Source organism: Haloarcula hispanica ATCC 33960 (assembly GCF_000223905.1).
Taxonomy (GTDB): domain Archaea; phylum Halobacteriota; class Halobacteria; order Halobacteriales; family Haloarculaceae; genus Haloarcula; species Haloarcula hispanica.
This window is the reverse complement of record NC_015948.1, coordinates 601049-613990: the sequence shown is the minus strand read 5'-3', so window position 1 is coordinate 613990 and position 12942 is coordinate 601049. Positions and strand designations below refer to the sequence as shown.

Annotated in this window: 15 protein-coding genes; 9 read left to right on the top strand and 6 right to left on the bottom strand. The window is 66.0% G+C overall.

All coding sequences use genetic code 11. The features are described from left to right. The first annotated feature begins 90 nt into the window (after positions 1-90). Positions 91-1353, top strand: a complete 1263-nt coding sequence (gene icd / locus HAH_RS03145) for an isocitrate dehydrogenase (NADP(+)) (RefSeq protein ID WP_014039605.1) — start codon at positions 91-93, stop codon at positions 1351-1353. A 139-nt stretch (positions 1354-1492) separates the two neighbouring features. On the opposite strand, the gene HAH_RS03140 is transcribed toward icd, so the two are convergent. Next, complete coding sequence (locus HAH_RS03140; protein WP_008310699.1) at positions 1493-1720, bottom strand: DUF7860 family protein; 228 nt, start codon at positions 1718-1720, stop codon at positions 1493-1495. Between the two features lie 81 nt (positions 1721-1801). On the opposite strand from HAH_RS03140, the gene HAH_RS03135 reads away from it, so the two are divergent. Then, positions 1802-2026, top strand: coding sequence for a hypothetical protein (locus HAH_RS03135; RefSeq protein WP_014039604.1), 225 nt, complete (start codon positions 1802-1804; stop codon positions 2024-2026). 19 nt (positions 2027-2045) lie between these two features. Here HAH_RS03135 and HAH_RS03130 read toward each other — a convergent pair whose 3' ends face one another. Continuing rightward, the gene (locus HAH_RS03130) at positions 2046-2843 is read right to left on the bottom strand and encodes a hypothetical protein (protein ID WP_014039603.1); all 798 of its coding nucleotides are present in this window, start codon (positions 2841-2843) and stop codon (positions 2046-2048) included. Between the two features lie 37 nt (positions 2844-2880). Then, positions 2881-3219, bottom strand: a complete 339-nt coding sequence (locus tag HAH_RS03125; RefSeq protein WP_014039602.1) for a cupin domain-containing protein — start codon at positions 3217-3219, stop codon at positions 2881-2883. Between the two features lie 92 nt (positions 3220-3311). On the opposite strand from HAH_RS03125, the gene HAH_RS03120 reads away from it, so the two are divergent. Continuing rightward, positions 3312-3836 (top strand): DUF5817 domain-containing protein, encoded by a 525-nt coding sequence (locus tag HAH_RS03120; protein WP_014039601.1) that lies wholly within the window; start codon positions 3312-3314, stop codon positions 3834-3836. Further along, positions 3833-4183: a hypothetical protein gene (locus HAH_RS03115; RefSeq protein ID WP_014039600.1), complete on the top strand. Its 351-nt coding sequence runs from the start codon at positions 3833-3835 to the stop codon at positions 4181-4183. Before HAH_RS03120 ends, HAH_RS03115 begins: the two co-directional genes overlap by 4 nt. 24 nt (positions 4184-4207) lie before the next feature. Here the strand turns inward: HAH_RS03115 and hmgA are convergent, their stop codons facing one another. Further along, positions 4208-5425 (bottom strand): hydroxymethylglutaryl-CoA reductase (NADPH), encoded by a 1218-nt coding sequence (gene hmgA / locus HAH_RS03110; RefSeq protein WP_014039599.1) that lies wholly within the window; start codon positions 5423-5425, stop codon positions 4208-4210. Positions 5426-5506: 81 nt separating this feature from the next. Here hmgA and HAH_RS03105 point away from each other — a divergent pair, with 81 nt between their 5' ends. The 4 genes from HAH_RS03105 (at position 5507) to nadC (ending at position 10750) form a co-directional block, all read left to right on the top strand. After that, entirely contained in the window at positions 5507-7003 is a 1497-nt protein-coding gene (locus tag HAH_RS03105; RefSeq protein ID WP_014039598.1) for an amidohydrolase, read from the top strand. A 269-nt stretch (positions 7004-7272) separates the two neighbouring features. After that, the gene (gene nadA, locus HAH_RS03100) at positions 7273-8400 is read left to right on the top strand and encodes a quinolinate synthase NadA (protein WP_174878663.1); all 1128 of its coding nucleotides are present in this window, start codon (positions 7273-7275) and stop codon (positions 8398-8400) included. Between the two features lie 2 nt (positions 8401-8402). After that, positions 8403-9929 (top strand): L-aspartate oxidase, encoded by a 1527-nt coding sequence (locus HAH_RS03095; protein WP_014039596.1) that lies wholly within the window; start codon positions 8403-8405, stop codon positions 9927-9929. After that, positions 9929-10750, top strand: a complete 822-nt coding sequence (gene nadC / locus HAH_RS03090; RefSeq protein WP_014039595.1) for a carboxylating nicotinate-nucleotide diphosphorylase — start codon at positions 9929-9931, stop codon at positions 10748-10750. Before HAH_RS03095 ends, nadC begins: the two co-directional genes overlap by 1 nt. Positions 10751-10757: 7 nt before the next feature. Here the strand turns inward: nadC and HAH_RS03085 are convergent, their stop codons facing one another. After that, positions 10758-11249: a pyridoxamine 5'-phosphate oxidase family protein gene (locus tag HAH_RS03085; protein WP_023843134.1), complete on the bottom strand. Its 492-nt coding sequence runs from the start codon at positions 11247-11249 to the stop codon at positions 10758-10760. A 90-nt stretch (positions 11250-11339) separates the two neighbouring features. Further along, positions 11340-12074: a bifunctional helix-turn-helix transcriptional regulator/GNAT family N-acetyltransferase gene (locus HAH_RS03080; protein WP_014039593.1), complete on the bottom strand. Its 735-nt coding sequence runs from the start codon at positions 12072-12074 to the stop codon at positions 11340-11342. 183 nt (positions 12075-12257) lie between these two features. Here HAH_RS03080 and HAH_RS03075 point away from each other — a divergent pair, with 183 nt between their 5' ends. Beyond that, complete coding sequence (locus tag HAH_RS03075; RefSeq protein WP_014039592.1) at positions 12258-12926, top strand: RNA 2'-phosphotransferase; 669 nt, start codon at positions 12258-12260, stop codon at positions 12924-12926. Positions 12927-12942 lie beyond the last annotated feature (16 nt).

The window sequence follows — 12942 nt, the reverse complement described above, 5'->3', positions numbered from 1 at the left end:
CGTTCGGTCGAAGCCCTTTCTTTACGGACTGTGTTACCATGTCTGAGGGAAAGCGGCACGCCTTTAGGGGCGACTGTCAATTGGCGGAATATGGGCTACGATTACGATAAAGTGGAGGTTCCCGACGAGGGACAGCAGATTCAGGTCACGGAGGACGACGAACTCGACGTTCCGGAGAACCCGATCATCCCCATCATCCACGGGGACGGTATCGGGACGGACGTCGGTCCGGCCGCACAGAAGGTGCTCGAAGCCGCCGCGAACGCCACCGGCCGTGACATCTCCTGGATGCGCGTCTACGCCGGCCAGTCCGCCCGGGACAAGTACGACGAGAACCTCCCTGACGACACCGTCGAGGCGATCAAGGAGTTCAACGTCGCTATCAAGGGGCCGCTGACGACGCCGGTCGGCGCCGGCTTCCGCTCGCTGAACGTCGCGCTCCGGAAGACGCTCGACCTCTACGCGAACGTCCGCCCGACCTACCACATCGAGGGCGTCCCGTCACCGGTCAAGGACCCCGAGGAGATGGACATGGTCACCTTCCGGGAGAACACCGAGGACGTCTACGCCGGCATCGAGTGGGAGGCCGGCACCGACGAAGTCGAGGAAGTCAAGGAGTTCGTCGAGGACGAGATGGACTTCGACGAGACCATCCACGACGGCCCGGTCGGCATCGGCGTCAAGCCGATCACCGAGTTCGGGACTAAGCGCCTCGTCCGCGAGGCCATCGACTACGCCCTCGAAGAGGACCGCGACTCCGTTACGCTGGTCCACAAGGGCAACATCATGAAGTTCACCGAGGGTGCCTTCCGCGACTGGGGCTACGAGGTCGCCGAAGAGGAGTACGGCGAGCACGTCATCACCGAGGACGAGCTGTGGGACGAGTACGACGGCGAAGCGCCCGAGGACGCGCTGGTCGTCAACGACCGCATCGCCGACAACATGCTCCAGCAGCTCCTGACCCGTACCGACGAGTACGACGTCATCGCGACGATGAACCTCAACGGGGACTACATGTCCGACGCCGCCGGCGCACAGATCGGCGGGCTCGGCATCGCCCCCGGTGCGAACTTCGGCTCGGCCCGCTGTCTCGCCGAACCGGTCCACGGCTCCGCGCCGAAGTACGCCGGCGAGGACAAGGTCAACCCGACCGCGATGATTCTCTCCGGCCGACTCATGCTCGAATACATGGGCTGGAAGGACGCCGGCCAGCTCGTTCGTGACGCCGTCGAGGAGACCATCTCCTCGGGCGACGTCACCTACGACCTCGAACGCCAGATCGAGGGCGGCAACAAGCTCGCCACCAGCGAGTTCGCCGAGAAGGTCGTCGAGAATATAGAGAAGCTCGCGTAAGCGAGTCGCGCTGATCACCCAAACTCTACATTTTTATCGCGCACAACAGCCGGGACTGGCGAGACGAGCGGTCGTGCTGTCGGGAGAACGGGGCCGTAGCTCGGGAGTCGTTTTATCGAGCGTATCCGTCAGAGAAGGGTTACTCCGTCAGCGGAAGGACCACACCGAACACGAGCGGCGAGAGGAGACCGACGAGAATACCGAGCATTTCCATGTCGACCAGCAGCGTGTCGCCCCAGGCGGGGAGCGTCCCGAGAACGGCGCTTCCGGCGACTTCCCCCGCGATGCCGAGGAGGAACAGCCCCGCCCCGAGCATGAACCCGCGCTTTGCGAGTGTCGCGTAGTCCGCGTTCCAGTTTTGGCTCATACAGGTCCGTTCTCGCGAGCCTACAAAGCTCTCTCGGATCGAAAGAGCTACAAGCGGGTTGACACTGATATCTGCGCATACATGGTTTCAGAATCGCTTCCGGAGCTACTTGAACTCCTTCTCTCGACGGTTCTCGCGGCCGGGCTAACTGTGGGAGGAGCACTCACCGAACAGGCCGCTCTCGCCGACCTGTCCGGCGGCATCTCCGCGTTCGCTGCGTGGGAAGTATATATGGGGCTGGTCCTCCTGTACGCCGGCTATATGCTCGCCTCCCGCCGAGTCCTGCCCGCGCTCGGTAGCGCCTGAATTCGTTCGTTGCGGGCGGTTATTCCTGAAGCGACCGCTGGGTCGTGTTCGTGACCCACTTCGGCTGTGTCACTGTCGTAGACCCGACGTTTCGTAGCCGCAGGTATTGCGTGACACGGACCTGCTGGTCGCTCCGTTCGGCATCGAATGCCAGCCGAAGCGCCGAGACGGTACCGTCGTGACTGACGCGGAGCCGGACAGAGACATTGCGAGGGGCGCTCACGAACAGGGGTGTACTGAGCCTGTCAGGGTCCGTGAAACGGGTGCCGACGAGGACGACGCCGCCGTCGCTCCGGTCGGCAACGGAGAGATCGACGGCTTCCCCGATACCGCGTATCATCCGCCGCTCCGAGAGGTCTGAGACCGGGCCGTCGTCGCGGACAGTCCACTTGACCCGCTGGGGCCCGTTCGATCGCTCGTCGTACCGGGCCGCGACGATGGAGCCGTTGGTCCAGTAATCAATGCGGGTCGTAAAAGTGTTCAGTTCGGTGCCGTTCTGGCGGAACTGCCCGGCGTACGTCGTCTTGTTCGCCGCGACGTGGCGTGTGTGGTCGGACCGCCGGAGTACCGTCCCGTTGCTGTCGGTGACCCGCTGGCGGGAGACCAGCGTGTAGTTTGTCGTCGCGAGCGTCCGCGCGTGGGCGCTGGCCAGCACTGGCGGCACCACTGCCTCGTCGCTCACGCCCGGCGGATACCCGACCCCATCGGTCGGCACCGCTGCCGGCGTGACTGTTTCGGGGCTGTCCTGCTGGACGAAGCCCGAGCACCCGGCGAGTACGAGCGCGAGCGTCACGACAGCAGCCACTGCTCGCGTCATTGATTGCGCTACGGCCGCCGGCCCCAAACAGTTGTGGCTAGTCCTGCCAGTCCGGGTTCGATCTGGGCGGACTGAACACGTCGATACCCCGGACCGGTTCCTCGCCGTCGTTGCGCGCTTCGTGTGGCTCCTCACTCGGGACCACGTAGGAGTCCCCGGGGCCGATGACGTACTCCTCGCCGTTGACGTGGAAGGTAAAGGTCCCTTTCACAACGTAGCCGACCTGCTCGTGGCGGTGGCTGTGTTCCGGGACGGCCGCACCGGGGTCGATGTGGAACTGCTGGACGCTCATCTGCTCTCCGACCGCCAACTGTGTCAGGTGCACGCCGTCGACTGCTTCGACTGTCTCACAGGCCGCCTGTGGTACTTCTTCCATGCTCAGCTATGTCATGTCCACCGCACCTAAGCCTTCGTCCCCCGGCATCGGACGTCGGTGGATTCAGTACCGTCCGGCCCTGACAGAGAGGTATGTACGCGGTCGTCGGGTGTAGTGATTGCAGCGCGCTGTGGGTCACTGAGGGGCGACCGGAGACAACACAGTGCCCGCGGTGTGGCACGCGCCGCAAACACGAGAAGCGGCGGAAGTTCGTCGAAACGGACGACGAGGCCCACGCCCGTGAGGTCCGGGCGTCGATGCTGGCGAACCGGCAGGGGGAGGGTGACGCCTTCGCGGAGTTGGATTCCTACGCCGAAATGGAGCGCCAGGTCGACGGCGCAGGCGTGGACGACGAGACGTACCTCGAAGATTCGGGGGTGGATACAGACGCCGTGTCGGCGGCCGCCGACCGCGCCGAGCAAGGGGCGACAAGAGGGTCGAGCCGTAAGGAGACGGTCACGAACGCGCTCCGGAACCTCGACGAGCCGACCGAGGACGACATCGTGGCCTACGCCGAGGAGCGCGGCGTCCCGGCGTCGTACACCCGGAAGGCACTGACAAAGCTGGTTCGTGCCGGCAAGGCATCGGAGAGTCGGGGGCAGTACCGGCTGCTATGACCGCGACGTTAGATCTGGAGCGCGGCCCGGTCGCGGTCGGAGTTCTTGTCGGTCTCTCGGGACTGCTGTTTCTCCTCACACCGGTCGTTGACCCCGTCGCAGTCGGCTCACTGCAGGTGAGCACCGTCGCGCTCTCGGCGGTCGTTCTCACGCTCGGGTTCGCGCTGGGTACAGCCGTGTTCGCCCGGCGGGGCCAGCGGCTGTTCGCCATCGCACACGGTGTCTTCGCCGTCGCGTGGGCGTTGCTGGTGTTGGGTCCACTGCTTGGGCAGGAAGCACTCCTGCTCGCCGGCGTCGTCGTTCTCGTTGCGGGGGCCGGCTTTCTGGTAAGCCAGAGCCGGCAGTGATAGTGCGCCGCCGGGAAGCCGGGGCTACCGCCCGAGGTCGGCGTGCGCCGAGGAGAGGTGACGCGAGGACAGCGCCGCAAGTAAGGAGAGTTCGCCGGCCAGTGCGCCGGCGGCGATGACCTCCGCGAGCGCGTCGGCGTTGCTGCCGGCGGGGTCGCCGCCGCCGCCGTAGCCCAGCACGTCAAGCGCCTCGGACTGCGTGGGGAGACCCGTCCCGCCGCCGACAGTGCCGACCTCCAGCGACGCGATAGTGACCGATGCGTACAGACCGTCCTCGCGGGCGTCGACGGTCGTGATAGCGTTGCTCCCCTCGACCACCTGCGCGATGTCCTGCCCGAGCGCGAGGAAGGCCGCGGCGACGACGTTGGCGGTGTGGGCGTTGAACCCCAGCGCGCCGGCCTTCGCCGAGCCAACGAGGTTCTTGCGGGTGTTGGCCTCGACGATAGCGTCGGAAGTCGTATCGAGTCGCTCCTCCACCTGCTCGTGGGGGATGAGCACGTCCGCGGCGACGGTCCGGCCGCGGCCCTCAACGGCGTTGATGGCGGCGGGCTTCTTATCCGAACAGAGGTTGCCCGACAGCGCCACGAGGTCGGCCGGGGTTTCGGACTCGACAACGTCGCAGGCCGCCTCCGTCGCGATGGTGGCCATGTTCATCCCCATCGCATCCTTGGTGTCGTAGGAGAACCGCAGGAAGACGCTGTCGCCGACGACGTAGGGTGTCACGTCCTGCAGTTCGCCGTGGCTGGTCGTCGACTCGGCGGCATCGGCGAGTACGTCGACGTGTTCGCGGACCCAGGCCGACACCTCACCCGCCTTGGCCACGTCCTCGACGCGGAACACCGGGGCGCGGGTCATCCCGGATTTGAGGACGCGAGCGGTTGCACCGCCGGCGTTGCGAATCGTCGAGACGCCGCGGTTGACGGAGGCCAGCAGCGCGCCTTCGCTGGTCGCCAGCGGGAGGTGGTGGTCGCCCTCGGCGGCCCCGCCGTCGACGGGCAGCGGGCCGACCACACCCATCGGGACCTGCACCGCGCCGACCATGTTCTCGATGTTGCTCTCGGCGTCGGCAGCGTCGAAGGTGTAGTCGCCGACCGCCGAGAGGTCCGCGCCGGTCTCCTCGGCCAGCAGGTGTCTACGGGCCGCCGCCGCAGTGTCGGGGTCGGCGTGGTCTTCCAGTTCGTAGAGCCGCAACTCACCGTCACGAACGCGCTCCGCGAGCGCCGTAGCGTCGGAGTCGGTCATACTGACCGGTGTGGCTTCGGGACTCCTAACAGTTGCTCTTGGCAGGCCAAGCGTTTTGCAGTCGCCGCGCCCGGAGTCTGTATGGTCGACCGCGTATTCACGAACTGTGAGGTGCGGCCGCTGTCCGGCGACGGTCCGGCATCGGCGGTCGCAGTGACGAACGGAACTGCCACAGCCGTCGGCGACCCGGATGACCTCTCGACCGCGGGTGCCGAGACCGTCGACTGTCGCGGCGGCGTCTTGCTGCCCGGCTTCGTCGACGCTCACACGCATCTGGACATCGTCGGCCGCCGTGCAGTCGAGGCAGACCTCGCCGGGGCAGACGGCCCGGACGACTGCATCGACCGGCTGCTGGCGGCCGACGACGGCGAGGACTGGGTTCTGGGCTTTGGCTACGACGAGAGCGACTGGGACGGAGACTTGCTGCAAGCGGCGACGCTGGACCGGGTGAGCGCTGAGCGCCCGGTCGCGGCCGCGCGCGAGGATATCCACACGGTGTCGGTAAACCACGCCGCGCTGGACGTACTGGACCTGCCCGGCGACGGCGTTCGGACCGAGGACGGAGCGCCGACCGGCGTGCTCGTCGAGGAAGCCGCCGAGGCCGTCTTCGACGCTATCGCGCCCGACTACACGCAGACCCGAGAGTACCTGCTGGCCGCACAGGAGGTGGCTCTCTCTGAGGGAATCACTGCCGTCCACGACATGGTACGGCAGTCTCACGCCCCGCGGGTGTACCGCGATCTAGACACCGAGGACGCCCTCTCCCTGCGGATTCGGCTCAACTACTGGGTAGACCACCTCGACGCCATACGGGAACTCGGCTTAGTGACGAACCACGGGAGCGACCGAGTGCAAACGGGCGCTATCAAGGCGTACATCGACGGGTCGCTCGGGGCCGGAACCGCGCGGCTCCGGGACCCCTACGCCGACAGCGACAGCGTCGGCGAGTGGCGAACGGACCCAGATGCCCTCCGGGAACTCGTGTCAGCGGTGGACGACGCGGGCCTCCAGTTCGCCGCCCACGCCATCGGCGACGCGGCTATCGACGCGCTGCTTTCGGCTATCGAATCAATCGACGCCGCGGACGAGCGCCACCGCGTCGAACACGCCGAGGTGCTCACGGGCGATCTGGTGGAGCGACTGGCGGCGTCGCCGCTGGTCGTTTCGGCGCAGCCGAATTTCCACCGCTGGGCGGTGCCGGGCGGCCTGTACGACGAGCGACTCGGCGAGCGCCGCGCGCTGACGAACCGGTTCCGCGACCTCGTGGATGCCGGCACACAACTGGCCTTCGGGAGCGACTGTATGCCGCTCTCCCCGCTGTATGGCGTCCAGCAGGCCGTCGCCGCGCCGGAGCCGAACCAGCGCTTGACAGTCGACGAGGCGCTCCGAGCGTACACCAGCGGTGCCGCGTACGCGGGCTTCGACGAGGACCGGATGGGCACGATTACGCCGGGATCGGTTGCGGATTTCGCCGTGCTGTCGGCCTCTCCGTGGGATGTCCCGAATGCGGATATCTCGGACGTAGCCGTCACGCTGACCGTCAGCGACGGCGAGGTCGTGTTCGATTCCGGCGAGTAAATCCGACAGGCGGCAGTATCGACGCGTCACGGTTCCTGTTTCTCGGTAACAAACAACATAATTCGACAGTACGGGATATAGAAGTAGTTAGATCGCCAAAGACAGATTTAAAACCCGATAGACCACCAACACCGGAAACAGAACTGTAGTTGACTCCAATATCAGGTATACAATTTCTTTGCTCACCAACCCTCGTCATTGAAGATAAAATCTTTTCACGAGGGAGTTCCGAAGTGTGAGTACCGACAGGTGGATACATCGTGCCCGAAATGGAAACCGCCGCGTTCGAGACGGACCTTAGCCTCTTCAAGTATGACAACCTCGAGCAACTCCCGCCGGCGTACCGGGACCTCGAGGCGGACGAGCGGACCGAGCGCATCGAGAGCGCGCTCGATACCCTCGGCGACGACGTGGTCATCCTCGGCCACAACTACCAGCGTCGGGAGATAGTCGAACACGCCGACTTCATCGGCGACTCCTACCAGCTCTCGAAGGAAGCCGCCGAGTCCGACGCCGACTACGTGATTTTCGGCGGCGTGACGTTCATGGCCGAATCCGCGGACATCATCACGGACGACGACCAGTCCGTGATCCTCCCGTCGATGGAGGCGTCCTGCCCGATGGCGGGCATGGCCGAGGCGCTGCAGGTCGACGCCGCGTGGGCAGAACTGACCGCGGCGCTCGACGACGACGAAGATATCATCCCGATCACGTACATGAACAGCTACGCCGACCTGAAGGCCTTCTGCGCCGAGCAGGGCGGGCTGGTGTGTACGTCCTCCAACGCCCACAAGGCCTTCGAGTACGCCTTCGAGAAGGGCGACAAAGTACTCTTCCTGCCCGACAAGCACCTCGGCGAGAACACGGCCCACCGGCTCGGCATGGCCGACGAAACCGTCGAGTGGGACCCGTGGGACGCCGAGGGCACCGACGCCGCTGACGCCGTCGAAAACGACGTCATTCTCTGGGAGGGGTACTGTCAGGTTCACGAACGCTTCCGCGAGCACCACATCGAATCGATCCGCGAGGACTACCCCGACGCGAACGTCATCGTTCACCCCGAGTGTCGCCGCGAGGTCGTCGAGGCCGCCGACGTGGCCGGCTCTACGTCGACTATCTGTGAGTCCGTCGCCGAGGCTGATCCCGGCGAAACGTGGGCCATCGGCACCGAGATTCACCTCACCCACCACCTCCAGCGGTGGCACCCCGAGGTGGATGTCGTCCCGCTGTGTGGCGACGCCTGCATGGACTGCAATGCCATGCGCCAGATCGACCCGAACTACCTCGCGTGGGTGCTTGAGGAACTGGTCGAAGGTCGCGAGCGCAACGTCATCGAGGTCGCGCCCGAGGAGAAGGAACTGGCACAGGTCGCGATGGACCGAATGCTGGAGATCTAACCATGACGGACGACCCGATTACGACGGACGTGCTGGTCGTCGGCTCCGGCATCGCCGGGCTGGCGGCGGCGCTCGCCGCGGCCCGTGAAGGCGACGACGTGACGCTCGCCACGAAGGCGACCCGTCCGGAAGGCTCCTCATCCTGGTGGGCTCAGGGCGGCATCGCCATCTCCCGAGATACGCCCGAAGAATTCAAAGACGACATCATGGCCGCCTCCGACGGCACCGCCGACCCCGACGCCGTCGATGTGCTGGTCGAGAATGCCAACGAGGCCGTCGAGGACGTGCTGCTTGAGACCTTGGACGTCGAGTTCGACCAGAACGGCTCGGGCCACGACTTCACCCGCGAGGCCGCCCACAGCGAAGACCGCATCCTCCACGTCGATGCCTCCACGGGCAAACACATCCACGTCCCGTTCCTGAACTACATCGACGACCACGACGGCGTGGAGATTCTGGACGACACCGCCGCGCTCGAACTCATCCGTCACGAGGGGCGGGTCCACGGCGCGATGCTCGAATCCGACGGCGAGGTCGACCCGTACTTCGCCGGCAGCGTCGTGCTGGCGACGGGCGGTATCGGCGACCTCTACCCGCGGACGACGAACCCCGACAACACCACTGGGGACGGCATCGGGATGGCCGCACTCGCCGGGGCCGAGGTCGAGGACATGGAGTACGTGCAGTTCCACCCGACGGCGTGCGTACTCGAAGGTAATTCCGGTAGCGCTGAGGTCGCCTTCCTCGTCAGCGAGGCCGTCCGCGGCGAGGGCGGCCTGCTACGCAACGACAAGGGCGAGCGGTTCATGCCCGACTACCACGCGGACGCCGAACTCGCGCCCCGCGACGTGGTGGCCCGGGCAGTCAAGGCGGAGCGAGAGGCGACCGGTGAGGTGACGCTGGATGTCTCGCCGCTTGACTTCGCCGAAGAGTTCCCGAACCTCGCAGACCGCTGTAAAGAGCACGGCATCGACTGGACAGACGGCATTCCGGTCGCGCCCGCCGAGCACTTCCTCTGTGGCGGCATCAACGTCGACGACCGCGGCCGGACGACGCTGGACCGACTGTACGCCGTCGGCGAATGCTCCCGGACCGGCGTCCACGGCGCGAACCGCCTCGCCAGCACCTCCCTGCTCGAAGGGCTGGTCTGGGGTCTACGCGCCGGCGAAGACGCCGCCGGGGCCGAACCCGAACCAATCGAAGCGCCGGAACTGCTCGAACGCGACCCGGACCTGCCCGAGCGGTTCGCCCGCGACAAGTTCCAGCGGCTGACCCGCGTGATGGACGAGAACGTCGGCGTCGAGCGCGACCCGGCCGACCTCCAGCGGGCGATGGCCGTCCTCCGCCGGCTCAAGGGCGAGGTCGACGCCTACGTCCGCACGCGGACCAGTCGCTCGCTGTACGAACTCCGCCACGCCAGCGTCACCGCCCTGTTGATCGCGCGCCACGCCGCCGAGAACGAGGAGAGCGTCGGCACGCACAATCTCGTGGATGCGAGCGAGGAACCACCGGAGTCCACGGCTGACTGATGCTCGCCGACAGCGACATCGAGCGGTGGCTCCACGAGGACGTGGGCCACCACGACGTGACCAACGACGTGCCCGGCACGACCGAGGGGCGACTGGTGGCAAAAGAGTCCGGCGTCGTCGCCGGCCTTGACGCTGCCACCGCGGTGTTTGAGTATCTGGACTGTGCGGTTGAGACACCGGTCGACTCGGGGGCGGCCATCGACGCCGGCGACGTAGTGCTTCGCGTCGACGGCCCCGCGCAGTCGGTCCTCCGCGGCGAGCGCGTCGCCGTGAACATCACCGGCCATGCCTCGGGCGTGGCGACGAAGACACGGGCCGCCGTCGATGCGGCGGAATCGGCTGCGACAGATTCCACCCCTCGTATCGCCGGCACGCGCAAGACGACTCCCGGCCTGCGCGGCATCGAGAAGCGGGCGGTAGCGGCCGGCGGCGGCGACACCCATCGACTGGACCTCTCGCACATGGTGATGGTCAAGGACAACCACATCGCCGAGATGGGACTGGTCGACGCCATCGAGCACTTCCGCGAGCGGGCCTCCTTCGCGACGAAACTCGACGTCGAGGTCGAAGCTCCGGAGGACGCCCCGCGGGCCGCCGAGGCCGGCGCGGACATCGTCCTGCTCGACAACATGTCCCCCGCGGAAACTGAGCGGGCCGTCGACAGAGTGGCAGCGTCTACTTCCGGCGCGCTCACCGAGGCTAGCGGCGGTATCACAGTTGCGGACGTGCCGGCCTACGCCGAAACGGGCGTGGACATCATCTCGATGGGGTCGCTGACCCACTCCGCGCCGACGCTGGATTTCTCTTTCCGCACGGGCTAGGTACCGGTCAATCCGGCCCGCTCGTCGAGAATTCGGTTCTGAGTTCCGGCGGGAGTTCGAGTTGCTTGATACCAACCCGGTCGTCGATCCGGAACCGATACAGCGCTGTGGCTTCCGTCTCGGCCGCCCGTTCGAACACGTCGGGCGTCCAGGAAGTGTCTATCTGTTCTTCGATTGCCCTGCGTTCGTCGTCAGGGACTCGTTCGATGGTCCCCGTCAGCAGGACGCTGCGCCAGTTGAACGTCGTTTCGACGTCGTAGATGAGAAACCGGGCAACGTCCGCATGGTCGCTTGCCGTCACTTTCCGGCTGTCGGCACCGAGAACGTAGACGAAGTAGAGCGCGGACTCGCCGTCGTACCAGAAACCAAGCGGGCGCAGTAGCGGCGCGGAATCGGTCGGGACGCCAAGCACGCCAATGCTCTTCCGTTCGAGGGTCTTTTCGATGTCCTCGACGTTCATCCGGAGCATTCCGTAGTCTTCTAGTTCGGTAACTGTCATGTCGTCACTTGTCGGTAGATAATCATAAAGCCATAGGGCGCTAGCCCCGGGTTCTCCGCTCACAAGGGTAGCCCTTGCCGTCAGTCCGTCTCAGTCCAGCCGGCGCGCCAGCATCACCTCGTCGACCAGTTCGCCGTCGATCTCGTAGTGGCCATCGCGGACAGCCTCGACCGTCCAGCCGGTCTCCTTCAGGAAGTCGATGGCCCGCTCGTTTGTGGCCGGCAGGCTGTTGTACACCTTTCGACAGCCGCGGCTCGCGGCCCATTCGACCCCGCGGTGGAGCAGGTGGCTGCCGATACCGTGGCGGCGGTACGTCTCCATTACTCCGAGCGTGAGTTCGGCCGTCGACGCGAGTTCGGCCACCTCGGACATGGCGACGTGGACCCAGCCGACGACGTCGTCGTCGACCGTGGCGACGAAGACGACGCGACAGCGATTGGGACCCCAGCGGACGAGCGTGTCCTCGTAGGCCAGTTGCTCGGCGACACCGGCCGCGATGATGTACGGTGCCTCGCTGGTCACGTCGCGTATCGTGCCGACGACGCCGGAGAGGTCCGACGGCCGGGAAGGTCGTATCTCGTAGCTGACGCCGGCCTCGTAGTGTTCGGCCGTCTCGCCGTGGTGGAGCGCCACGGTCAGCTTCCCGTCCTCGGTGGACTCGATGAGGTCGTCCCGTTTGAGAATGGAGACATGGTGCTGGAACCGCTCGGGATCGACGCTGATGGCTTCGGCCACCTCGGCGGGCGCGACGGGGCCGTTCCGCTCCACGAACCGATACACGTCGGACCGCTCACCGCCGAGTTCGAGGTCTGTTGGGGACGGCATTTCGCTATGGCTCACTGATGACTGTATCCACTTGAAAATTCCCGAGAAGTTAGTCTGAGAGCTTATGTCGACTTGCCAGCAGCGATGCCGTGGCCGCCGGTGAAAGCGTCTGGCAGCTGTCGATACGCGGGCCGTCGTCACGTCCGCGTGATGCTTTTGTATGGTCGTGGCTCATTCTCGACCATGCCAGACGCGGTCCGTCGCTGTTCCGAGGACGGCTTTTTCGAGGGGGATGCGTGCCCGGTCTGTGACAGAGAGGGGACCCTCGTTCTCGACGGCGAACGGCGGCGACAGCTCTCGAAATTCACCTCGGGAGCGCTCAGGCACTTCCCCGAAGACGCAGGCATCGAGGTAGACGAAGCGGGGTGGACGGCGTTCGCGTCCCTCCAGGCCGCAGTCGAGCGGAAGTACGACTGGGCCGACGGCGAGGCGCTGGCTGGAGTCATCGCCACGGACCCGAAAGGGCGGTTCGAGCGGACAGGAACCAGTGACGAGTCAAGTACAGTGGCCGCTGGCGGCCGCGTTCGGGCGGCCTACGGGCACTCTGTCGACGTAATCTTGGATGCGACCGACGACCCCATCCCGGCGACGCTGTATCACGGAACTGTACCGCGAAACGTCGCGTCGATACGCGAAACGGGACTGAAGCCGATGGGGCGACAGACGGTCCACCTCTCGGACTCCGTCGCGGCGGCCCGCGAGGTGGGACGTCGCCACGCCACCGAGCCCGTCGTGTTCGTCGTCGACGCCGCGGCGATGCAAGCCGACGACCGCCGAATCGTCAAGCGCGGGACCGAGACGTACACGACTGACCGCGTGCCGCTGGGGTATCTCTCACTGCTCGAAAAATAGCGTGATCGCGTCGCCC